Origin of the sequence: Brevundimonas sp. A19_0, assembly GCF_017744255.1 — a bacterium.
Classification (GTDB): Bacteria; Pseudomonadota; Alphaproteobacteria; order Caulobacterales; family Caulobacteraceae; genus Brevundimonas.
In genome coordinates this window covers 98,823-122,256 of the sequence record NZ_JAGHQP010000005.1, presented here as the reverse complement: position 1 = coordinate 122,256, position 23,434 = coordinate 98,823, and the positions used below count along the sequence as shown (strand labels likewise).

Sequence of the window (23,434 nt, the reverse complement as noted above, 5' to 3'; positions counted from 1 at the left end):
TCACTGCGAGGGGCCCTTGTCCTTGTCCGACGCGCTGCGCAGAATTCCGATGCCGCCTTTCACGGCGATCGCCGCGACCAGCATGCCGACGACCAGATCGGGCCAGGCCTGATCCAGCCACATGACCAGACCACCGGCGACGAGGATGCCGCCGTTCGAGGCGAAGTCGTTCAGGCTGAAGGTCTCGGCCGCTTCCATGTTGACGTCGCCGGACTGGTCCCGTCGCAGGAGCACCAGGCAGATCAAGTTCACGATCGCAGCGACGAGTGCCAGACCCATCATCGTCCAGCCGACCGGCTCTGTGCCGAACCACCAGCGCCGGCCGACGTCGATCAGCACGCCGGCGGCGAAGACCAGCAACAGGATACCGGACAGGCGTGCCGCGCCCTGTTTCCAGGACGCGGCGCGTCCGATCGCCACAAAGCTGATCAGGTAAACGATCGAGTCCGAGGCGTTGTCGACGGCGTTGGCCAGCAGCGCGCTGGAGTCGGCCATGATGCCGCCGATGCCGAGACCCAGGAACAGCAGGGCGTTGAGGATCAGGACGATCAGCAACGTGCGCCGCTGTTGATGGTCCGCCGAGGTCAGTTTGCTCAATCTTCCAGTCCTTCCGAAGCACGATGCCGAACCGCCTTGGCGGCGAACGTCGGCAGCACGAGCAGGGTCAACGCCGTCGCCGTCAAAAGGCCCCCGATCACGACCGTTGCGAGCGGCTTCTGCACCTCGGCTCCGGCTCCGTGCGCCAGAGCCATCGGGATGAAGCCGACGATCGCAACCAAAGCGGTCGTCAGCACCGCGCGCAGTCGGCTGGCGGCTCCTTCGATCGCCGCCACCTTGGCAGGCAGGCCCTCGTTCAGGCGTTGGCGGATGGCCTGCATAAGCACCAGTCCGTTCAGGGTGGCGACCCCTGACACGGCGATGAAGCCGACCGCCGCCGAGACCGAGAACGGCATTCCGCGCAGCAGCAGCGCGAGGGCGCCGCCCACCAAAGCCAGGGGGACGCAGGCGAAGACCAGACCGGCCTCCGCGAACGATCCCAAGGCGAGGAACAGCAGCACCCCGATCAGGACGAACACGATCGGAATGACGAGGCCGAAGCGTTGCTCGGCTCGCTTTAGGTTCTCGAACTGCCCGCCCCAATCCAGATAGACCCCGGCCGGAAGGTCGATCTCCGCGACCTGGCTCTGGGCGTCGGTGACGAAGCCCCCCAGGTCGCGACCGCGCACGTTGGCCTGGACCACCATACGGCGGCTGCCGTTCTCGCGGCTGATCTGGTTCGGACCCTCCGCCGTCTGAATCCGCGCGACCGAAGACAGGGGCACGATCACGCCGGTGTCGGATACGATGGGAAGCGCCGCCAGGGCCGCCGGGTCGTTGCGGGCGTCGTCGGGCAGGCGGACGACGACGTCGAACCGCCGGTCGCCCTCGAAGATGCGTCCGGCCTCGGCGCCGCCGATGCCGGCCGAGACCGCTTCGCTGACGTCTGCGGCCGACAGGCCGTAGCTGGCGGCGGCGGTTCGATCTACGCTGACGGTCAGGGTGGGCAGGCCGGACGCCTGCTCGACACGAACGTCGGCTGACCCGGTCGTCTCCCGCAGCGCGGTCGCGACCTGGTCCGCCACCCGCTGAAGGGTGTCGAAGTCGTCGCCATAGACCATGACGGCGAGGTCGGTGCGGACGCCGGAGATCAGTTCATTGAAGCGCAGTTCGATCGGCTGGCTGAACTCGAAATTGTTGCCGATCTGCTGGGCGGCCACGCCTTCGATCCGCTCGATCAGTTCGTCCTTCTCCAGGCCCGGATCGGGCCAATCCTTGCGGTCCTTCAGCACGATGACGCTGTCGGAGATGTTGGGCGGCATAGGGTCCACGGCGGCCTCGGCCGTGCCGGTGCGCGAAAACATGGTCTCCACCTCGGGCTGGGCCTTGATGGCGCGCTCCAACGCCATCTGCATCGCCAAGGATTGCTCCAAGGACGCGGACGGCACGCGCAACGCCTGCATGGCGATGTCGCCCTCGTCGAGCGTCGGGATGAATTCCCGGCCCAGCGCCATGAAGGAGGTGAGCCCGACGGCGAGGGCCGCCACGGCGGAGATCAGCACGATCTTCGGCCGTGACACAGCCGCCTGGATCGCTGGTTGGAGGAACCGCCGGGCGAAGCGGAGAAGCCAGGTCTCGTGCTCCTCGACCTGACCGTCGCCGCCGAGGTGAACGGACTTCGGATCGCGCACCAGCAAGGCAGTCATGGCGGGCACGAAGGTAAAGGAGAAGATGAAGGCTCCGACGAGGGCGAGCATGACGGTGGCGCCCATCGGTTGGAACGTCTTGCCTTCGACCCCCTCCAGAAGCAGCAGCGGCGCGAACACCAGCAGGATGATCAATTGACCGAAGGCGGCCGGCTTCACCATCTGGCGCGCGGACTGAACCGCCACGTCCAGCCGCTCGTGTCGGGTCAGCATCCGGCCGAGTTGAGCCCGTCGCTGCGTCAGCATCAGCAGGGTGTTCTCGATCACCACGACGGCGCCATCGACCATCAGGCCGAAGTCCAGCGCGCCCAGGCTCATCAAGTTGCCGCTGATGCCGAACCTATTCATGCCGATGACGGCGAACAGGAACGACAGCGGGATCATCAGGGCCGTGATGGTGGCCGCCCGGATGTTGCCCAGCAGCAGGAACAGGACGACGATGACCAGCAGCGCGCCCTCGGTCAGGTTCCGAGCGACGGTCGAGATGGTCGAGTTCACCAGTTCACTGCGGTTCAGGACCGGCAGGGCGACGATGCCAGGAGGCAGGCTGTCGTCCACCACCGCCAGCCGCTCGGCCGCCGCCTGGGCCACCGTGCGGCTGTTGCCGCCGGCGATCATCAAGGCGGTGCCAAGGACCGCTTCATGTCCGTCGCGGCTGGCGCCGCCCAAACGTGGAGCCTGCCCGATCTCGACCGTCGCGACGTCGGCGACCCGGACGACCAGACCGCCGCGATTGACCACGGGGGCCTGGGCCAGATCGTCGATGGTCAGCGCCAAGGCGTCCGTGCGGACGACCAAAGCCTCGCCCGCACGCTGGATATAGCCTGCGCCTGCTTGGGTGTTGGCGCGTTCGACCGCCTCGACCAGATCGCCGAGGCCAAGACCATAGGCGGACAACCGAGCGGCATCGGGCCTGACGGCATACTCCTTGACGTAGCCGCCGATGGTATCGACGCCGGCCAGGCCGGCGGTCGTGCGCATCTGCGGCGCGATGATCCAATCCTGGACGGTGCGGAGATAGGTCGCGCGCTCCTCGGGCGTCGTCAGTCGCTCGCCCTCGGGTGTCAGATAGACGCCGCCCGCCTGCCAGCCCGGCTGGCCGGGGCTGGCAAGATTCTCGGTGTTGAAGGGGATGTAATCGACCGTCCACATCAACACTTCGCCGAGGCCGGTGGTGATCGGCGACAACCCCGGCTCCACGCCTTCAGGAAGTCCCTCGGACGCGGCGGCGAGCCGTTCGGCCACCTGCTGACGCGCGAAATAGATGTCGGTCTGGTCGGTGAAGATCGCGGTAATCTGGCTAAAGCCGTTGCGCGACAGCGATCGCGTGCTGGTCAGGCCGGGGATGCCGGCGAGAGCAGTTTCCAACGGATAGGTGACCTGCCGCTCGATCTGCTCGGGCGCCAGGGCGGGAGCGACCGTGGTGATCTGGACCTGTCTATTGGTGATGTCGGGAACGGCGTCGATGGGCAGTTTGGTCAGTTCGAACAGACCCAGGGCCGCCACGAGGCTGACCGCCAGGATGACGAACCAACGGAAGCGGACGGATGCCGCGATGATTGCGCTGAACATGCTCTCGCTCCCTAGTGGCCGTGCTCGGCCTCGCCCTTGGCGAGTTCGGCTTTCAGGAGGAAGGCGTTGGTTCCGGCGATGCGCTCGGTGCCGGTGAGGCCGCTCAGGATTTCGGTCCGGCCGCCGGCCTGCCTGCCGACCAGGACGGGAGCGGCGCGAAAGCCCGTCGCGGTGCGCACGAACACCACGTTCGCGCCCTCCACCGTCTGAACGGCGTCGGACGGGACCGTGAGGCCGCCTACGGACTGGCCCGTGACCACAATGCCGGAGACGGCCGATCCTGCCGGCGGCAGACCCCCGCCCGCCGGTCGGGCGCGGATGATCGTGGCTCCGCTTTCCTCGCCTGCGTCGGCGGCGACGCCGGTGACGACGGCGTCGAACTCGCCCGCCGGTCCCTGCACGCGCATGGTCGAACCCGCGCGAACCTGCGCGGCGAGTGCGGGAGGCGCCGTGAAGACGATCTCGACCCGCGCAGGATTGGTGACCTCCGCGATGACGCCACCTTGGGCGGCGAAGCCACCCGGCCCGACCTGAACGCTGGTCACGATCCCGCTGATGGGGCTGACGACGCTGAGTCGACCCGAGGAATTGGGAGAGCCGGCGGCCGAGGCGCGCGCGCGGGCGGCGCGGGCCGCCGCCTGGGCGCTGAGCGCCTGGGCATGAGCGACCTCGGCGTCCCGGCGGGCCACGACACCCTGATCGGCCAGGCTCTCTTCGCGACTATGCGCTTGTTCGGCGGCTATCGCATTGGCCTCCGCAGCGTCGGCGTCGGCCCGAAGGCTGGCGGCATCGCCACTGACCAGAATGGCCAAGGGCTGTCCCGCGCGCACGGATTGACCCGGTGCCACCAGCACGCGCTCGACCCGGCCGCCGACGGACGCCGCCACGACGGCCCTCGCGTCGATCATCGGTTCCACCCGGCCCGACAGTCGGGTTTCGCCGCCCCCGCCGCCGGTCACGGCGACGATAGCGATGTTGGCGGCGGTGATCTGGGCCGCCGTCAGGACGACGACGCCTTCTTCGCCGCCCGCTTCCTCGGCGTGCTCGCCTTCCGCTTCGGAATGTTCGGCTTCCCCCTCCGCTGCTGGAGCCTCGGCGGGTGAGCGGACCATGGCATAGAGCCCCGCGCCACTCAGGACGACGACGGCGGCGACCCCGGCCATCAGCCAGGTCTTGTTGATCTTGGGCGTGCTTTTCATAGCGATGTTCCAAACGGGGCGCGTCCTTGCAGGAGCGCTAGATCGACTTCCGCCCGAACGCGCGCGAGGCGAGCGTCCACGGCGGCGTTGCGGGCGGCGATGAGCGCCGCGCGAGATGAACTGAGTTCGAGTTGCGAGATGCGACCGGCGTCAAATCCGATCCGTGAGAGGCGATACGCCTCCTCAGCGGCGGTCACCCCTGCGTCGGTGGCCCACACGCGACTGCTGGCCGACCGAAGCCTGGCTTCGGCGCCGGCTAGGTCCGCCTGAGTCGTCTGCCGCGCGGCCATCACGCGGGCGTCGGCGGCGCGGAACTCGGCCTGTGCGGCATCGTAGTTGCCCCGGTTCCGGTCGAAGAGGGGCAAGGGCATGCTGAGGCCAAACGTGAGAGCGGTCGCGTCTTCAGCCTCGTAGCGGCGGACGCCGACCGAGACCCGAACGTCCGGTCGTGCTCGCACCCGCTCCACCTCGATCCGGCTTTCAGCGGCGTCGCGTTCGGCCTCCGCCACCCTCACCTCCGGTGACGCCGAGGATGTCGGGACGACGGCAGGGGGCTCGCGGTCCAGCAGGCTATATTCGATCGAAGTCGCCGGGTTCGGCAGCATCGCCACGGCGGTCAGTCTTGCGAAGGCGGCGTCCCGTTCAGCCTCGGCTTCGTCAAGCGCTGCCCTCGCCGCCGCTGCCTCGCTCTGGGCCTGAATGCCGCGAAACAAGGGCTCGCGCCCCTCTTCCACCAGGATCATCAATGCGCGAGCGTCCGCGATCGTCAGGTCGAGGGCTTCCTGAGCGAGGACGAAACGCCGGTCGGCGGCTTCGGCCTCGGCATAGGCCAGCGCGAGCCTGCCAGCGGCATCCAGGGTGGCGAGATCGCGCCGGAGAAGGGACGTTCTGCCTTCAGCTTGGGCCACCCCGACCCTTGCGCCCCGCCGTCCCCAGAGTTCCAAGTCCTGGCTGACGGACAAGGTCGTCTCGGCGTTCCCGTAACCCGAGAAGGGGCCGGTTCCGAGAGCGTTTTCAGCTTCGAGACTGAGTTCCGGGTTCGGCCTCACGCCGGCCTGACGAGCGCGGGCTTCGGCCGCATCCACCAAGGCCTCCGCCTCTAGCGCGCCCGGTGTGAGCCCGATGCGCTCAAGCAATTTTTCATATGAGGGCACAGGATCGGCCCAGGCGGGGCCGATCGCGGCGGTCGCCATCGCGACCACGGCGCAGCCGATCGCGAGACGCGATCGGCCAGATTTCAGGGGTGACATGTTCCATATCCCAGAAGTTCCAGACGATTGACGCGCGCCGAAAGGCGCAGGACATCGTCAGGCTCTGGGAGGGCGTTCCAGGCCGCCGGGCTCGCGAGACGCCAAGGGCTCGTCAGTCGGGCGCAGCAGGTTCGGAGCGACTATCGCCGTCACCGCGACGGATTGGGTCGATGACGGCATCGCGGTGCCGCTGTGATGACAGTGGCCGTGTGAGCAGATGGCATGGTCGTCGGAATCAGACGGCAGATCACCACCGTCGTCGGCGACCGACGCCGCCGCATGAGCGGGTTCCAGTTCCACGGCGCAGGCCGCAGCATCGACGGTCGGGATCAGAACGAACACGGCGACGAACAGCGCAAAGAGCGCCGCGATGATGCTGTGCCTGTTCTCCGACCGGACCATGCCGTCGTTTAGCACGGTTGGCGGCGACAGCAACGAATAATCGGTTGCGCCGCGAGCGCGGACTTCAGCGGATGGCGTTCAAGATGTGGTCGTTCCGCGTTTGGCGATTCAGGTGCCTGGCGCGCCCGCCGCCTCATCTCTCAGGCCCTTTCGCCAGCACGTCGCCTTGATCAACGCCCGAGCCACGCTGGCTCGGTCAGCCGCGGTCGCGACGACTCGTCCGTTCCGGAGTCCGATGAACCCCCGACCATCGCGCTCTGGCGCGATCTGGCAGAGCTGGTTTCCGTGGAAGAAGGAGATGCTGTTCATCGAGTCAGCTCCAGCGGGACGGTAACCGGCTGCTCGAACTGCTTGGTCGCCAAAACCCAGCCCTGCGGTCCCGACGCCATAGGCACGGCGCGAACTCGTCCGGCTAGCCGCAAGGGCCTCAGACAGGCTCGAACACGTCTGGCCATCGTGACTTCCAGAGTCCTGTCTTCGGGGTCGAGTTCCCGCACTTCAACGACGGCGCGAGCCAACTCTCTCGACGTCACCGGTCCGTCAGCTTCTCGCAGACAATCGACGACTATGCCGGTGATCTCTCCCGGCGCAGCAGCGTGAACTGGCCGGGCTCGCTTCGGGGCGATTTCACCGATGTCGATGTCCGGCTTGAGCAGGACAAGGACCGCGTCCAGGTTCTGGATCGTCTTCTGAAGGTCGCGGACGAGTCCCTGATGTTGCTCCAACTCCCCGTCCAGCTCGGCGCGTTTACGGACGAGGGTGTGAAGGGCGACAGAGTGCTCGGTGCCGAAAGGGATGATCGAACTTGCCATGCCCTCAACATAAAGACACGGCTTCTCACGGTCTCGTCCGTCAAGGTGTGTTTGCTACCCATAGCCGCAGACATCGACGCACCTCCCGGGAACCCTTGCTCAACAGCGGCGGTCGCCGTGCAGCGTCGATGGCGTAGCGGGGCGGGTGCATTTGGATGGCGCACAACACACTGAAACCTGCTGGTGGACGGGGCATGGCTGGAACAGCGGCGCTCCCGCATTAGCCGGCGCGCCGGACTGCTGATCGTGGGTCTCCGCCGCACCGGACCGGTCAGGGATGACCGGCGCCGTTGCAGCGGGGCCTCTGACGGCTGCGGCGGCTTGGCGATCGTGTGAAAGGCTCTTATCGGGGACCGGGTCGCCACCGCGATGGGAGGTCTTTAACCTGCGCAACATCACCAGCCCGTGCAGCTTCGAGGACGGCGTCCTCGTGCCGTTCGTCTTCGGTCCATTCTTGCCCGTATCCGAGCAGGACGCGGATGCATTCAACGACGCCTTCTCGGACGAACTAGACTCGGCCTTCACGTCCAGCATCGGCTGCTGTGACTTCTGTTACGCCGATTTCCAAGAAAAATGGCCAGACGTGAGCTTCCGGCGCGACGGCGGCGACATGCTGTCAATTGACGCCCTGTGGGCCGTAGACGAAGCCCGTCTGGCCGGGGCCTGGTGGCCGCTGGAGTATTCGACGCTCCGGCGCCTGGTCCGATGTCCGAGGTGTCAGCGCTACGGCCCGGCGAACATCTATCTATTCGAGCACCGTATCAGCGATGTCGAAGCGATGGAGGAAGACATCGCCACCCTCTCTGCGCTGGGCGCAGCAACACCGTTCCTCATCCTCGAGCATCCCTTCGCACAGACGGTTCTGGCGGAGATCCGGGCCGAAGCCTTGCGGGTAAGCGCTAGTGTGCAGGATCGCCCAATGTACCGCGCGAGGCGAACTCTGGATGTCGCAAAGCAGGGTCAGGATCCAACCAATCCGGCAACCTACGGCCCCGCTCCCGCGCCCCACACTGGCGAAGGCCGCTTCAACCACGCCGGCGCCCCCATGCTCTATCTGGCCAATTCGGAAGCCGTCGCGGCGGCAGAACTCGGCGTACCCGGAGAGGACTGTCTGGTCGGCCGAGTGACCATTCTTCCTCCGCTGAAGATCCTCGACCTCATCGACGCAGATGGCGATGCAGTCGACTCCGAGCTGTTCAATGCCTTGGCGAACTCCGCCTTGCTCATGGCGCCGCGCACTGGTGAGGGATGGGTGAAACGTCAGTACTTGTTCTCCAGATTTGTCGCCGACTGCGCCAGGTCGGCCGGGTTCGATGCAATCAGGTACGGCTCGACCAAGGATCGGAACGGCGTAAACTACGTCATCCTCAGTCCGCCCGAAGACCTCGCCACCCTCATGAGACTCGATGGCGTATCGCAGATCGCTTGCCCGGACCCCGCGCCTCGGTACTGACCGCGCCGCCGCAGCCAGCGAGGAGCATCCAGAGCTATCCGCGGGGCGGGGTGCAGACGAAAGATATCGCTTCCGAGGACCCGGACGGGGTATCATGGGCCATGACAGTGACATCTCCTTCCCTCACAGCCAGCGACGAAATTCTCGTGCGCTTGGCCATGGACGACAAAGATATCGAGACGGCCGGAATGGCCGGAGAGTTCGCGGCCAGCAAGGTTTTCGACCGGGCTGGCGTCGCCTGGATCGACCTCGGCCAGTCGCCAGACCATCACAGCACGTCCCTGAAGCTTCTCGCGGCCCATCGCCCGGATTACCTGGTGCTACACGGCGGCGGCAGCCTTTTAATCGACGTCAAGACATACACACCCCGCCGCCAGGCTGGCGACGCTCACCGGTTTGGCGTCACCGACATCGAATGGGCCGCCCTCAAAGCGACCCAAGACATCGGAGGGGTCCCGGTCGCGCTTCTCTTCTGGAACAGACGGGCCCCTGGACGATTCAGCTACGTCATCTGCCTTCTGGATGAACTGCAAGTTCCTCACGCTGACGACGCCGGGAGCTGGCGGTGCCGAGATTTCGCTGCCGATGAGTTCTCAACGATCCGGCTGGCCGCCGCCTGAAGCCGGGGCCTCACCCTTACCTGACCCGGTCGTTGCCGCCTCAACCGCAAAGGCCCCCAGACCAAGCCTCGCGCCGTCCCATTGAGGTCAGAACGGAACGAGATGAGCGCCGCTATCTTGGCTTCTATGAGAACATAACTTGCACAAATGGGGGCACTGTTTTGCGTGCCTTTTGGCCAACGGATTCCCCTGTGGGATGGACGTTACCGCTCAACAAGGATGAGGCCCTCTGCCTACGCCGGACCTTTGCCTCGGCTCTATATGACCCCAACAACTTACGAGGGTCATATGCCGAAGTCCGATCGCTACTACCTCCCCCTACACCGTCCCGGCGATACGCCTCGGATGACGGAAGCCGTAACCTGGGCTGAGAAGGCGGGTCTGGACCCACTCTATCGCCCCCATCCTGCTCAGTTGAAGTTCGGGCCGATTAACTTCTGGCCGAACACGGGCAAGATTTATATCGACGGGGAGAAGCGGTCCACGGATCGCGGACTTGATGCTTTCAAAGCCGCTGTCTTGCGCGTTCATCGCCACCCCGATGCCCTTCCCGATTGCGACCACCTCAGACGCTGACCGAGACAATCCCTCGCGGAGTGAGGCCCTAATCGCGTCGCAACCGTCTTGACCCTGTGCTATTTTAAAGACCCCCGCCGACGCTGCATCTAACCTAACCTCTAACTGCCTGGATCTGCCTAGGGCCCTATAAGAAGGGCCCCGCCTTTCAGGGAACAATTCGACCCGAGATCAAGGTGGGGTGCTCGGTGTGGTTCTGGGCGGGTGCAGATGAATCCGCTTCCTCAGCAACGACGAGGAAGCCATGGACCTCTTTCCCCCTGACCGCCTGCCCCTCGTGCCGGAAGCCTACCTGAAGGCGCACAAGGTCAATCATCCCGCAGACAGCCGCTTTCGCACCTGCGCCCGCCTTCTGCAGGCACTTCATCGTGAGGCCGCAGGCTGGGGGATCGGGACCTACACCACCGCCTCCGGCCGCCGTCGCAAGATGGGCCATCTCGTCAGCGTCTTCGACGGCGCAGCGGGCGCCAACTTCCTCAACCGTGACATCCAACGCCTGGCCCGGCGTGAGCTCGCATACCGCGAGCCGGGGGCGATGTTCGAAGAGCGGCGGCTCTACGAAAACCTCCTTTCCTCCACGCCCCTCGCCCTGAACCTGCTCGGGCCGATCAAACTGGACCGGAACCTCGCCGAGGCATTCGTCCGCGAAGCCCTGCCGGACCTGGCCGGCCGTGTCTGCTCTGTTTCCTTCGAACATTCCCCGGGACGGGGCGACCCGACCTTCACCGACGACGCCACCGCCTTTGACGGCTTCATCACCCTGCGACTGGACGACGGACGCAAGGCCTTCATCGCCATCGAGATCAAATACTCGGAAAGCTGCGGCGAACCCGAACCGCGCATGCGCGAGCGCTACGACTCCCTGAGCGCCTCGAGCGAGCTCTTCATCGATCCGGACGACCCGGCCCTGCGCCGCAACCCCATCCAGCAGATGTGGCGGCTTCATATGCTCGGACAGTCGATGATCGACGCGGGCCTCTATGACGCCGGCGCGGTGGTGGTGATCGCACCCCGACTGAACGACCAGGTCCAGCGGGCCGTGAGCCAGTACCGGACCCACCTCGCACCCACGACTACCGGCAAGGCCAGCTTCATCAACCTGCCGCTGGAAGATGCCATCGCGGCCCTGGCCCTGGCCGGCGCCCCCGACATGGCCCGCGCCATCACGACCCGGTACGTCGACTTCTCCCCCATCCACGACCTGATCTGATGGGGGCGCTTCCTCTCTTCCCGCAAGGCGACCCGGGGCGTGACCGCGCCCTGGGAGCGCTCCTCGGCGCAGCCCGGGGAGCGCGGGAGGCACGACGCTTCATGGGCTGCACCACAGCAGCCGACTGGCCCGACGCACAGGCGGTGATGATCCACACCGCCCACACCCTGCTCGAGACCGGGACCCTGGCACCCGCTGACCTCCTTCGTCGCCTCCTGACCGACTGGGCGCAGGGCATGGGCCGCCCGCGGCTTATTCGCGTCACGGACGGGTACCGTCCCCAGCGAACCGGCCACGGCTTCATCGCCGGGCTCGCCGTCATCAGCATCCTCCGCAAAACCGACCGCAGAACCGCCCAACAGGAAGCCATTCATCTGGCCGCCCTCCTCAATGCCTCACCGGCCGAGACCGAAGCCCTCGAGGTCGCCAGCATCTTCATCCGCCGAGCCCTGCTGAGCGGAGACCCCGCCCACACCTTCGAGCCTATGGAGTGGGAGGGCGATGACCGCGTCGCCGCCGTGTCCAAGGGTCTATCCCTGCCAACGGACGAGCCACGCGACCTCGTCTCTGCGCTGGATCAGGCGCGGACCCTGGTTCTCAACACGGACAGCCTCACCATCGCCTTCGACGCTCTGGTCAGAGTAGGGGCCAGCCCCGCCGCCTTCATCATGACTGGCATGTTCGCGGGCGCCGTCCGGGGAGCCGCCGACCTCGGCTTTATCGCCAATCACCCTGACCGCCACCCAACGACCACCGCGCGTTTGGAAGCGCTCGGCGGGCAACTCATGGCCCGAGCCCACGACGCCCGGGCATCCACCTGTTCCTAGCCGAGGCCCCCTCGATGACCTTCCGCTTCACCAAACTCCAAAAAACCATACTGGTCGCTGCGTGGGACCGCCTCGAGCAGGCCCTCGCCCATGGCGAGGCCTTCGATCCCGTGCCGGTGGTCAAGCTGTTCACCCCGGACGCGGGCGCCACATGGCTACTCGCCGCCATCAGCCCGGACGAGACCACCGCCTGGGGTGTGGCCGACCTCGGCCTCGGCTTCGTCGAGATGGGCGACGTAGATCTCGCCGAACTTCGTCAACTGCGCGGCAAACTGGGGCTACCCGTTGAGATCGACCGGTGGTTCAAACCCGACAAATCGCTCTGGGGCTATCAGCGCGACGGCCAACTGAGGGGCAGATTGGTGACCTAGGCAGGCCGCCCCGCCTCACGCGTCTCGGAGTTAGGTAGCCAGCAGCATTTCCGACAATCCGTCCAACTCCTCCTTAGCCTCTCGCCAGCCAGGCATGTGTCGGTCCAGCAGCCCATAGAAGCGGGGGCTGTGGTTGTGCTCGGAGAGGTGGCAAAGCTCGTGAAGAAGGACGTACTCCACACAATGAACGGGGGCCTTGATCAAAGCGGGGTTCAGCGTGATGGAGCCGCGCGGAGAGCAACTGCCCCAGTACCGCTTCATCTTCAGAAGCTTTACCGGGGGCGGGACGGAAACCCACGGCAGATTGGCCGCCAGCCGCGCCGTCCTGACGTTGAAGTACGAAAGCGCCCGCTGGCGGTACCACCGCTGGAGAAGAAGCCGGACATCATCTGCGTCATCAGATGCGGCTGTCACTTCGAGCCTGCCGGCGACCAAGCGGACCGAACGGCGGGAGTTTGGCTCTACAAGGACCTTCAGCTTGTGGCGGCGACCGAGATAGAAGTGCGTCTCGCCGCTGCAATAGTCGCGGGGTAGTGCGTGCCGACGGAAGTCCTCAAATCGCTCAATGTGGTCCATGATCCACCGTGCACGCTTTTGGACGCCTGCCCGGATCTCGGTCTCCGGAGTACCGACCGGAGCTTCGACCACCAGCGTGCCCGTAGGCTCCACATGGATGCGAAGCCTGGCCGTCAGCCCCGGGTTATCCCTCACATCGTAGTCAGCGGACCTGGCACCATAGCGCAGCGTCAACCGCATCAACCGACGTCCCGGGTGAGCCCCGCCCGCGTCACCTCGACAACCTGATCGGTGATCGCTCGCGCCAGATCGAGGCCGGTCAGGGAGAACAGCCTCGGCAGAACCGCCTTGCGGATTGCGGCTTCAACGCTTGCAGGGTTGAGCGAGTTTTCCGCGACAGCGGTTTGGACGATGTGGTCGATGTCGACGGCGGCGGTGGTGAAGCTATCAACGTCTGGGCCAAGCGCGAGACCGTCGCCAACAGCGAGCCGGATGATGCCAAAATAGGCCGTGGCGTGGCGGTTGCCGTTTAGAGCGCTTGGCGTCCCATCCACCTTCCTCTGGCCGACCTGTTCCTCAACATCCTTGAAAAGCGCGTACTGTTTGAGGGGGTGGTCGAACAGGGCTGACGCCTCTGCGATGGCGGCCTTCAGCAGTTCTGAGAAGTGCCGTTGCGCAAACGGATCGTCGACCAGATCCTGCTCGATGGTGCGCGTCAGCCGGGTGCGGATGATGTCAGTCTCGTTGCGGGTCTTTTCCTCACTCCACTCCGCCGGCGCAATCTCCTTCGCCAACTCGTTGACGACCAGCACGTTGCCGTCGGAGGCGACGTCCTCGCCGATGACATACCGATCGACGATCTTGCGGATCTGGTCCTCGTAGGCGCTAAAATCGACGGTCTCGTGGGCATCCTGCTTCGCCATCCGACGCAGGTTGGAGAAGAATTTCAGGTCCCGCTTGTAGGTCGCGATCTGGGCCTCCGAGAACGCCCCATCCTCGAAGAATGACCGGGTCGCCAGGGCGGTCCGAAGCGCCATGCCAAACGCGGTCAACGCCTCGTAGAAGTCTTCACGGACCTTCTGATGGACGTCGGTGGAATGTCCCGCCTTGTCTGCCGCGTGCCTTGGCACCAGCACCTGCCGGTACTGCTCGATGTCACTTCGGTTGCGCACGCTGGCGAAGATCGCCCAGAGCGCATCGTGAAGCGCAGGCAGCTTTTTGTATTCGGTGCTGACGTTGGCGTAGAGGTCTTCGATGTCTTCGATGTCGAACCCGCCCTGGGTCTGATCGGCCAAAGTTTGGTACTCGGTGAGCGCCGAATCCAGCTCCTTCAGGATGCCGCGATAGTCGATCAGAAGCCCGAACTTCTTCTGCTCGTGCAGGCGGTTCACCCGGGCGATCGCCTGGATCAGATTGTGCTGTTTGAGCGGCTTGTCGATGTAGAGCACTGCGTTGCGTGGCTCGTCGAACCCGGTCAGAAGCTTGTCGACAACGATAAGCAGATCGGGCCGACCCTCGGTCGAGAAGTCCTCAATCATCTGGCGCTCGTAGGCCTCGGCGTCGCCGGGCACGTTGTCCTTCCACCACTGAAGCACCTCCGGCAGGTCGGCCTCATCCACCTCCTCGTGACCCTCGCGGGTGTCGGGCGAGGAAATGATGATGGCGCTGCTGACGAGGCCGGTCGCGTCGAGAGCCTTCTTGTAGCGGATCGCCGACAGCTTGCTGTCTGTCGCAATCTGCCCCTTCAGGCCCAGATCCAGATCCTTGAAGTTGGTCTTGAAGTGGACGGCGATGTCCCAGGCGATCAGGTCAATCCGGTTCCCTGACCCGTACACCGGCCCCTTCTTCCCGTATTTCGCCTTCAAGTCACTCTGCTGCTTCTCCGAAAGGCCGAGCGTAATTTTCTCGAACCAGTTGTCGATCGCTGCGTCGTTGATATCCAGAACCGGCCGTCGCTCTTCGTACAGCAGGGGCGTCACAGCGCCGTCACTTACGGCGTCGCGCATGGTGTAGGCGTGAATGATGCGCCCGAACTTTCCGGCGGTTTTGTCGTCCTTGAGCAACGGGGTCCCAGTGAAGGCCACATAGCTGGCGTTGGGAAGCGCCTGACGCATCCGCTCGTGGTTCTCGCCGCCCTGGCTTCGGTGTCCCTCGTCGACCAACACGATCATGTCGGGGCTGGCGTTGTGGCATTCCGGGAGCTTCGAGGCGCTCGCGAACTTGTTGATGATGGTAAAGATGATCCGCTCGGTTCCCTTGCCGATGCGGCGGGCGAGATCGCGGCCGGACGAGGCCTTGGCCTTGGCGCCCTCCTTGTCGGCCAGCCCGGAGCCGAAGGCGCCACCGGTCAGGAAGTTGCCGGCCAGTTGCTTTTCCAGATCGCGCCGGTCGGTCACCACGACGATCCGGCAGTTCTTCAGCGCCTGATCGAGGATCAGCGCCTTGCACAGCAGCACCATCGTGAAGCTCTTGCCGGAGCCGGTGGTGTGCCAGATGACGCCGCCCTCACGACCGCCATCGGGGCGCTGGGTACGAACCCGTTCCAGCAGCGCCTTGATCCCGAAATACTGCTGGTGACGGGCGGCGATCTTCCCGGCCTTCCGGTCGAACAGCATGAAGGACCGGGTGAAGTCGAGCAGGCGTTCAGGCGAGCATAGGCTGATCAACAGCCGGTCCTGACCCGTGACTTCCTGCTCCTCACTCCACAGGCTGACGAAGTGGGCTTTCACGTCCGAGAGCCTGTCGCGCAGCAGGGCGTCGCGGGGATCTGTCTCCAGCGCCTGGTTCTTGATCCGCTTGAAGTGGGCCTCGTCCAGAACCTCCTCGCGCCAGCGCCCCCAGAACTTCTTCGGCGTCCGGGTCGTGGCGTACCGTCCGTCCGTCATGCCGATGGACAGCAGCAGCTGGGCATAGGCGAACAGGCGTGGGATCTCGTCCTGACCCTGGTTTCGGATCATCTGGCTGATGCCTTCATCAACCATCGCTTTGTTCGGGTTTCCGCTGTCGGGCCGCTTGGCCTCGATGACCAGCAGGGGAATGCCGTTGACGTAACCAACGATGTCCGGCCGCCGTGTGTGGACGCCGCCTGTGGCCAGCAGCTCCACTTCCTCAGTGGCCGTGAAACGGTTGGCCAGAGGGTGCTGCCAGTCGATGATGGGCACCGTTACGCTGTGGCGCTTGCCGTCAACGAACTCGGTGACCGTCACACCCAGGGTCAGGGCGTTGTAGAGGCGCTCATTGGCGGTCAGCAGGCCTTCGTTCAGGGCCGGTGAGGCCAGTTCCCGCACGATCTGGTCGATGGCGTTGGTCGACAGCGGATAGGTCTTGCCCTTGTAGTCGAATGTCCGCGCACGCAGCTCTTCGACGAGCACGGGCAGGAGCAGTACGCCCTGATTGCCGCCTCGCGCCGCTATGCACTCGGCCGGGGACATGTAGCCCCATCCCATCGCGATTAGAGTCGCGAGGGCGGGCACGTGGGAAGAGTAGATCTCCGCAGTGTCGGGGGCGCGGTTCATGGAGCCCCCCAGACATTGGCGGAAGCAGCGTCGTAGAAGGCCACTTCGAGAGGATAAGCAGCGGTACGGAGCCGGGTGAGCGCATTGGCCCGCGCCATAATGCGCTGGCTGTCGGGCAAGTTTTCATCGCCATAGATGCCGACGTAGAGCTTGGGGAATCGGCCTCGGCCGATGCGGGTCAGGATGTGGTCGTCGTTTTCCGCCAGTGAGTGGCCGTAGATGAAGAGACAGTGCGTTCCGACTTTGACGTTGGCCGTAAACTGCTTGAAGCCCTGATACAGGTAGGCGTTGTGCCGGATCTTCGCCTTCTTCTGCGCGCTCGTACCCTCCGCTACGAATAGCGGATAGGCATCGGCTGCGATCGCCTCACGGGCTTGCTCGATCAGCCGTACCTGCTTTCGAACCCACGTGTACTTCTTCAGCTCTGAGCCGGAATCGAAGAGGTGGAGCGCCCCGTGCAGGAAGTGAACTTTCGCGTCGTGGGCTCCGGTTTCACCTTGCCAGACCACGTAGTCGGCGTCGGGATCGTCCTCGTCGTTCCCGAAACCGTCGTTCGTTACGAGCGCTACTGGGTCTCCGAACGGCATGTCGTCGTGCATCAGCGTCCAGTAGAGGAGGAGATCGTAGTTGAGGGTGAAGATTTGCCCGGCCTTCGGCCCCGCCAAGAAGTGAGCGAGGAAGCGACGGCAAGCCCAGAACCGCTGGTCAGCTATGTCAGACGGGATGTTGGGATGGTTGCCGGCGATCGTTTGAACGAGAACTTCCTTCAACGCAGCGGCATGCTCCAGCATCTTCGCCGCCGCAGCTGCGCCATGGGGGTCATAGGACGGAAGGATGCGCGCGGCGTTTTCAAGCGCGCGAATGGCGGCCTCAAAATCCTGCGTTGCCAAGGCTTGGAAGACCGCTTGAACCTCTGGGATATGTAAGAAGTCCGCCTGGGCGTAAAGCGAGCCATAGTGGAAGATGTCAGCTCGGCAGGCGATGCTGAATCCGTTGCCGAGGAGCAAGTGACGCTTGGCGAACCGCTCAGAGTCGGTGATCGCCTGTTCGAAGGTCATGAGAGGCATCAGGCAGCCTCGCCTTCGGTAAGCTCAACCCGCCGCTTGCCGGTCAGCAGCTGTTGCATCAGGGAAGCCTTCTCTTTGCGAAGGGCGTCGCACTGGTTGATCAGCATCTGTTCCGCGCGTTCGGCATTGTTGATGACGGCAGCAATGGCGACCTGTTCATCACGGCCGGGTGTGTGGAGCGAGGTGTCGAAGAAGTCGACGACGCTGACATTCAGCAGCCCGTGGTTGCGAGCGCCCTCCTGAGCGATGGCCGCGACTTCGCGGTTGAACATGCCGGCCTCGAAGTAATGCCGCATGAAGTCGTGGTCATAGTTCGCGCTCGCCAAGCGGAAGCAGATGTAGAGGCTGGACACGATGCCCCGATCATAGCGCTCGAGCGGCTTAAAAGCACCGAGCGGATATCCGTCGGAATAGCTCTTGTTGTACGCGAAATCGCCAAGCCTAAGCAGGGTATAGCCCCGGACGTCGTCGCTCGCGACAACCTTGTTGAAGTAGTCAGTCTGACTGACAAGCCCGTGCTGAGCTGAGATGGTCAGAACATTCGTGTCGCCCACGTCGTTCTTGTCGCGTACCCGGTTGAAGGCGTCGGAAAACTTGGTCCAGCTCCAGTCATCGGCAAATCCCGGCAGGCGGGTATGGCCGGTTAACAGCGTCTGCATGAGCGCCCTCTTCTGCTCGCGGGCGTTGGCGACAAGAGCTTCAACCGTCTCGATGGCTTCGTCCCAGGTGGACAGGATGTCAGCGATCCGTCGCTGCTCATGCAGTGGCGGGCACAGGATTTCGACCTTCCGCAGGTCGTCCAGCGTGATCTCCACGAAGGTACTTCCCTTTGTGGCCGCATTGATCAGCCTCTGTGTCGATGCGCCAGCGATCTGTTGCCGAACAAACTCTGAACTATGTTCCTTCGACACCGCGATCCGGGCAGTCCCTTGGGTCAAGTTTGCTTCCCGCAAGTCAGGGGGCACGACACTAGTCGCGCCCGTGTTCCCCCGCAGGGAGATCACGATGTTGCCAGGGACAACTTTCGACCTGCCAAATTTGGCGTGGATTGCCAGACTCGTCCTTTGAAGTCCCTCCGGGGCTATCCTGCCGCCGACATCAGAGCTCTTCAGGTACGGCACGCCGTTTGGATCGTGCGGTCCGGCTTGTACAATCCCGTAGACGATTTTCTCCGATGCCACGTCACGCAGCGGAAGTGAACGCCACCCGTCGGGGAGGCCTGGCTCTTTAGAAGGCGGGCTCACGACTTGCCCCCCTTCGCCAGTTTCGGCCGGCCCGCCTCGATAGCCTTCGCCTTGCCAATCGCTTCCACGAAGTGCTGCTCCACCACGCTGGGCGCGTTGATGGCGCGGGCGTGCCAGGCGTCGTACTCGGCATCGACCTTTTTGGCGGCGACCTTCGCTTGGATCCTGCCGGCACCAGCCAGCAGGGGGTGGTCGCCGAGCTTGAGGAAGTCGTCGAGCTTGGTGATCCAATCGACCATGTGCATGGGCTTGCGGTTCTTCGCCATGGCCTCGGCGAATTCCAGGAAGGCGACGGTGATGCGGTTCAGCGTCTCCATCTCCTCGGGCTCTAGGTAGTTCTTGGCCACCTGGGCATCGACGCGGGTTGGGAGTTGCCCGCGGCTCTCGCCGGGCCAGCTGGTGATGCCCATCATTGGCTTGGAAGCGTCGGCCCGGGCCATCTTCGTTTCAGCCGCAGTCTGGCCGTGCGCCGCGTGGTGCATCTTATTCTGCACCGTCTGGAAAAACTGCTGGCTGGTCTCCGCCTTGGGGTCGTAGTCCGCCGCGGTCGCGTAGATGTCGAGGACCTTCTTGTAGAACAGCTTCTCCGACGCCCGGATGTCCCGGATGCGGGCCAACAGCTCTTCGAAATAGTCGGTCTCTGGGTCCTTCAGCCGGGCGTCATCCATGACGAAGCCCTTGACCAGATACTCACTCAGGGCGGCGGCCGCCCAGCGACGGAATTGAGCGCCGCGTAGCGAGCGCACGCGAAAGCCGATCGCCATGATCATAGACAGGCTGTAGTGCGCGATCCGCCGAGACACCTCCCGGGTGCCCTCAGTTCGAACCTGTAAGTAATCGTTACAAGTTGCCGCTTCCTCCAGCTCGCCGTCCTCATAGATCGCGCGGATGTGCTGTGTGATCGCCTGCGGCGTCACTTGGAACAGCTCCGCGATCTCCGCCTGGCTGAGCCAGACGTTGCCGTCACGGGCCTGAAGGCGGATGACCGTGACGCCATCCTCCGTCTGGTACTGGATGATCTCGCCGGCCATCAGTAGCCGAGCTCCGTGAGGTAACCGTCCATCTTCCGCTCAAGCTCGGCCAGCTCTTCCTTGAGCCGAAGTCGTTCGGCGCGTACGGCGACGAGATCGATCTCGACCTCCTCCTCGAAGGTGTCGACATACCGGGGGATGTTGAGGTTCCACTCGTTGCCGGCGATCTCTTCCGGCGTGGCAAGGTGGGCGTACTTCGGCACGGAGACCCGCGCCTTGTAAGTGTTCACGATCTTGCGGACGTTGCTGTCCTCGCCTTCGACCGTCAGCTGGTTCTGGTTCTTACCCGCCTTGAACTCGCGCGAGGCGTCGATGAAGAGCACGTTCCGGTCCGACTTGGCCTTGCGCAGGATCAGGATCGCGGCAGGGATGCCCGTGCCGTAGAACAGCTTTTCGGGCAGGCCGATCACGGCTTCGAGCAGGTTCTCTTCGATTAGCTTGCGGCGGATCGCACCTTCGGCGGCGGCCCGGAAGAGAACGCCATGCGGCACCACGACGGCCATGCGGCCGGTCCGGGGCTTCATGGTCTCCACCATGTGCAGGATGAAGGCGTAATCGGCCTTGGTGCGCGGCGGCAGCCCGCGCCGGAACCGACCGAAACGATCGCTCCCAGCAGCCTCATGGCCCCACTTGTCCAGACTGAACGGCGGGTTCGCCACCACCACGTCGAAGTGCTTCAGCGTGTCGTCGCTGTCGAGGAGCTTGGGATTGCGAAGGGTGTCGCCCCACTCGATTCGGTGGTTGTCCTCGCCGTGCAGGAACATGTTCATCTTGGCGAGGGCCCAAGTGCTGCCGATCGATTCTTGGCCGTAGAGGGCGTATTTCTTCGACCCGTGCTTTGCCTGAACGCGGCGCCCACACTTCATCAGCAGCGAGCCGGAGCCACAGGCGGGATCACAGGCTTCTTCACCTTCGGCCATGTCCATAATGTCCGCCATCAGCTCGGACACCTCGGGCGGCGTGTAGAACTCGCCGGCCTTGCGACCCGCATCCGACGCAAAGTTCTTGATCAGGAACTCATAGGCGTTGCCGATGATGTCGAGCGTACCGATGCGCGACGGGCGCATGTTCAGCTCGGGCTTGGCGAAATCCTCCAGCAGGTGGCGGAGCAGGTCGTTCTTCTGCTTCTCCTCGCCCAACTTGTTCGAGTTGAAGCTGATGTCCTGGAACACATCACGCAGCTTGCCGATGTTGGCGTCCTCGATCGCGTGGAGCGCCTTGTCGATCCGCTCGCCGTTACCGGGTTCGTGCCTCCGGTCATGAAGGGCGTAGAAGCTCGCCCCTTCCGGCAGGACGAAGCGCTCGCTCCGCATCAGCTCGGTGATGAGCTCCGGCGCGTCGCCATACTCCGTCTCGTACTTGTCGTAGTGATCCTTCCAGACGTCACTGATGTACTTCAGGAACAGGAGGGTGAGGACGTAGTCCTTGTAGATATCGGGCGAGACGGTGCCCCGAAATGTATCGCAGGCGGCCCAAACGGCCTTGTTGACTTCGTCCTGGGTGATGGCGTCGGCCATTGGCTTTAATCCTCGATGCTGTGGTGTAGCGCGGCGGCAAGCGCGTTCATTTGGTGTTGGCGGTTTTCGATCAGGGCGGAGAGCTGGCGCTTCTCGCGCGCGGCACCCTCCGCGAAGGCGACGATCGCGACCTGACGGGCCAGCGACGGGACCACGATCTCCAGTCGCTCAATCACCTCGCGGCGGATATTCAGGATGTGCGAACCTGTCGCCTCGCGCTTGAGGTATTCCTGCGCCGTAGTCTGGTTGATCTGCCAAGCCAGAAACCCAGGGTCGATTTCGCGGGCCCGGAGACGCAAGACGAAAAAGTGCGGCGAGCAAACCGCCGGCAGTGGCACCTCCCCCAAGGCGACCGCATAGGTGCGAGCACCTCGGGTAGAAAATATCACATCGCCTTGGCCGAGAAAGTCGACACGCCTTGCGGGCGGCAGCTCCACTTTGGAGACGCCTGCCCAATCAATCCCGGCCTCCGGATCGACGTTTCGCATCTGGATGACGCCAACGTCTCCAGCAGGGAGCTCATCGACGCTCTTTCTCAAAGGGTGGCCGGCCGCAATTTCAGCCACCTCAACTAATACCGATTTTTGTGCAGCATGCGCTTTCATGCCACAAAAATGGATCGACAGCCGCCGAATGTCGAACACTTTTGGTGCATCATCGCGATTGATGCAATCACGACCGGTCCGGCTGGTGGAGACAGCGTTCGTTTCGCAGGCACCCGCCCCCCAGTGAATTCCGGATCAGCGGGCCGAGCCGCAGTGTGCAGCCCAGTCTGACATGACGATACGTCGTCGATTCAAAGCATCACCGCGTCGGTAGGACTGTTCTGTCTCATTTCCGATAACGTGCGCCAGGCACTCCTCTGCCAGCTCGCGCGGATGAGAGGTCTCGTTGCCGACCCAATCGCGGAAGGAGCTGCGGAACCCGTGCGGCGTCCCCCTCACACCCATTCGCTCCATGAGCTTCTTGAAGGTCATGTTGGAGAGCGGTCGACCTTCTTTTTCACCGGGGAAGATCAGCGTGTCCGCCTCAGCCCCGTACACCTCCCGAAGGGCCAGAAGGATCTCAAGACATGCCTCAGGCAGCGGCACACGGTGAACGCGTCCGGCCTTCATGTGCGTGTCGGAAATGGTCCAGATCGCCTTGCTCAGATCAACCTCTGACCACTTCGCCTTGCGAACATTTCCTGGCCGGCTGGCGGTGAGCACGGAAAACTGCAGCGCACGCGCTGCAGTACTAGTCTGGCTGCGCAACCGCTCCATGAAGACTGGAACGTCGGCGTAGGGCATCGCCTCATGGTGGCGCGTCGTCAGCACGGGTCGAGGTAGCAGAAGGTCGAGATGACCCTTCCAGCGCGCAGGGTTTTCGCCTGTTCGATGCCCGCTGGCCTTGGCCGCATCCAGCACCTTTTCGATGTAGCCGCGCGCGACTTCCGCCGAGCTCTGCTTATCGATCCAGATGGGTTTCAGGGCCGCCACGACGTCCTGCGTGCCAACGGCATTCACCGGTAAGGGCCCAAGGGCTTTGGCGTAACCAAGCAGCGCCCGGGTCCAACGGGCATGGCTCTTGTCCGAACGGACCGAGGCTTTGCTGGCCTGAATCCACTCTTCGGCCGCTTCTTGAAATGTGGGCACATCCCTCTGGTTCTGGCGGGCCGCGATCGGGTCAATTCCCTCGCCTAGAAGACGTCGCGCCTCACTCGCCAACTCTCTGGCTCGCTTCAGCTCCACCCGATGGATCGAGCCGAGCCCCATCTCCCGGGATCTGCCTGGCCCGGGCTGGCCCGGCCGCCTCCACCGAAACATAAACACCCAGCGCTTGGCTCCACTGGGATCGACAACCAAATAGAGGTTCTGGCCGTCGCTGTAGCGTCCTGGATCCTTGACAGACGCGACCGTGCGGGCCGTAAGCTTGTTCGCACCGCCTTTCATCTGACCGACCTTTCACCCGCGAGCCCTAGCAGCTTGCACCCTAGCATTTACCCTAACAGGCGTCACGGTTTCAGTGGA

General features: G+C 64.2%; 20 protein-coding genes. 6 read left to right on the top strand and 14 right to left on the bottom strand.

The window, feature by feature from the left end; genetic code table 11:
* The 6 genes from J7346_RS07345 to J7346_RS07320 all read right to left on the bottom strand — a co-directional run bounded on the left by J7346_RS07345 (position 1) and on the right by J7346_RS07320 (position 7,478).
* Positions 1–597, bottom strand: coding sequence for a cation transporter (locus J7346_RS07345; RefSeq protein ID WP_245157709.1), 597 nt, complete (start codon positions 595–597; stop codon positions 1–3).
* Positions 594–3,815 (bottom strand): CusA/CzcA family heavy metal efflux RND transporter, encoded by a 3,222-nt coding sequence (locus J7346_RS07340; RefSeq protein ID WP_209119251.1) that lies wholly within the window; start codon positions 3,813–3,815, stop codon positions 594–596. The genes J7346_RS07345 and J7346_RS07340 overlap by 4 nt, the downstream gene beginning before the upstream one ends.
* A gap of 11 nt (positions 3,816–3,826) precedes the next feature.
* On the bottom strand, positions 3,827–5,014 hold the full coding sequence (locus J7346_RS07335) for an efflux RND transporter periplasmic adaptor subunit (RefSeq protein ID WP_209119249.1): 1,188 nt from the start codon (positions 5,012–5,014) through the stop codon (positions 3,827–3,829).
* A complete protein-coding gene (locus J7346_RS07330; protein WP_209119247.1) occupies positions 5,011–6,264 on the bottom strand; it encodes a TolC family protein in 1,254 nt (417 codons plus the stop codon). The genes J7346_RS07335 and J7346_RS07330 overlap by 4 nt, the downstream gene beginning before the upstream one ends.
* Positions 6,265–6,321: 57 nt before the next feature.
* Positions 6,322–6,666 (bottom strand): hypothetical protein, encoded by a 345-nt coding sequence (locus J7346_RS07325; RefSeq protein WP_209119245.1) that lies wholly within the window; start codon positions 6,664–6,666, stop codon positions 6,322–6,324.
* A 305-nt stretch (positions 6,667–6,971) separates the two neighbouring features.
* Positions 6,972–7,478 carry a hypothetical protein gene (locus J7346_RS07320; protein WP_209119243.1) on the bottom strand — a complete coding sequence of 169 codons (507 nt, stop codon included), beginning with the start codon at positions 7,476–7,478 and terminating at the stop codon, positions 6,972–6,974.
* A 277-nt stretch (positions 7,479–7,755) separates the two neighbouring features.
* On the opposite strand from J7346_RS07320, the gene J7346_RS07315 reads away from it, so the two are divergent.
* From J7346_RS07315 to J7346_RS07290, 6 genes are all read left to right on the top strand, one after another.
* Positions 7,756–8,931: an RES family NAD+ phosphorylase gene (locus tag J7346_RS07315; RefSeq protein WP_209119241.1), complete on the top strand. Its 1,176-nt coding sequence runs from the start codon at positions 7,756–7,758 to the stop codon at positions 8,929–8,931.
* Positions 8,932–9,032: 101 nt separating this feature from the next.
* The gene (locus J7346_RS07310; protein ID WP_209119239.1) at positions 9,033–9,551 is read left to right on the top strand and encodes a hypothetical protein; all 519 of its coding nucleotides are present in this window, start codon (positions 9,033–9,035) and stop codon (positions 9,549–9,551) included.
* A 288-nt stretch (positions 9,552–9,839) separates the two neighbouring features.
* Positions 9,840–10,127 (top strand): hypothetical protein, encoded by a 288-nt coding sequence (locus tag J7346_RS07305; RefSeq protein ID WP_209119237.1) that lies wholly within the window; start codon positions 9,840–9,842, stop codon positions 10,125–10,127.
* Between the two features lie 244 nt (positions 10,128–10,371).
* Positions 10,372–11,337 carry a hypothetical protein gene (locus tag J7346_RS07300; protein WP_209119235.1) on the top strand — a complete coding sequence of 322 codons (966 nt, stop codon included), beginning with the start codon at positions 10,372–10,374 and terminating at the stop codon, positions 11,335–11,337.
* Between the two features lie 101 nt (positions 11,338–11,438).
* Complete coding sequence (locus tag J7346_RS07295) at positions 11,439–12,164, top strand: hypothetical protein (RefSeq protein WP_209119233.1); 726 nt, start codon at positions 11,439–11,441, stop codon at positions 12,162–12,164.
* 14 nt (positions 12,165–12,178) lie between these two features.
* Positions 12,179–12,535, top strand: a complete 357-nt coding sequence (locus J7346_RS07290) for a DUF2958 domain-containing protein (protein WP_209119231.1) — start codon at positions 12,179–12,181, stop codon at positions 12,533–12,535.
* Between the two features lie 30 nt (positions 12,536–12,565).
* Here J7346_RS07290 and J7346_RS07285 read toward each other — a convergent pair whose 3' ends face one another.
* The 8 genes from J7346_RS07285 to J7346_RS07250 form a co-directional block, all read right to left on the bottom strand.
* Positions 12,566–13,291, bottom strand: a complete 726-nt coding sequence (locus J7346_RS07285; protein ID WP_209119229.1) for a SprT family zinc-dependent metalloprotease — start codon at positions 13,289–13,291, stop codon at positions 12,566–12,568.
* Positions 13,291–16,566 carry an HsdR family type I site-specific deoxyribonuclease gene (locus J7346_RS07280; protein ID WP_209119227.1) on the bottom strand — a complete coding sequence of 1,092 codons (3,276 nt, stop codon included), beginning with the start codon at positions 16,564–16,566 and terminating at the stop codon, positions 13,291–13,293. Before J7346_RS07280 ends, J7346_RS07285 begins: the two co-directional genes overlap by 1 nt.
* Positions 16,563–17,624 carry a DUF4917 family protein gene (locus J7346_RS07275; protein ID WP_209119225.1) on the bottom strand — a complete coding sequence of 354 codons (1,062 nt, stop codon included), beginning with the start codon at positions 17,622–17,624 and terminating at the stop codon, positions 16,563–16,565. The genes J7346_RS07280 and J7346_RS07275 overlap by 4 nt, the downstream gene beginning before the upstream one ends.
* Positions 17,625–17,632: 8 nt before the next feature.
* Positions 17,633–18,814, bottom strand: a complete 1,182-nt coding sequence (locus J7346_RS07270) for a restriction endonuclease subunit S (protein ID WP_348521474.1) — start codon at positions 18,812–18,814, stop codon at positions 17,633–17,635.
* A 59-nt stretch (positions 18,815–18,873) separates the two neighbouring features.
* Complete coding sequence (locus J7346_RS07265) at positions 18,874–19,908, bottom strand: virulence RhuM family protein (RefSeq protein ID WP_209119221.1); 1,035 nt, start codon at positions 19,906–19,908, stop codon at positions 18,874–18,876.
* Positions 19,908–21,425 (bottom strand): type I restriction-modification system subunit M, encoded by a 1,518-nt coding sequence (locus J7346_RS07260; protein WP_209119219.1) that lies wholly within the window; start codon positions 21,423–21,425, stop codon positions 19,908–19,910. Before J7346_RS07260 ends, J7346_RS07265 begins: the two co-directional genes overlap by 1 nt.
* Before the next feature lie 5 nt (positions 21,426–21,430).
* The gene (locus J7346_RS07255; protein WP_209119217.1) at positions 21,431–22,069 is read right to left on the bottom strand and encodes a restriction endonuclease subunit S; all 639 of its coding nucleotides are present in this window, start codon (positions 22,067–22,069) and stop codon (positions 21,431–21,433) included.
* 96 nt (positions 22,070–22,165) lie between these two features.
* A complete protein-coding gene (locus J7346_RS07250) occupies positions 22,166–23,356 on the bottom strand; it encodes a site-specific integrase (protein WP_209119215.1) in 1,191 nt (396 codons plus the stop codon).
* Positions 23,357–23,434: the final 78 nt, after the last annotated feature.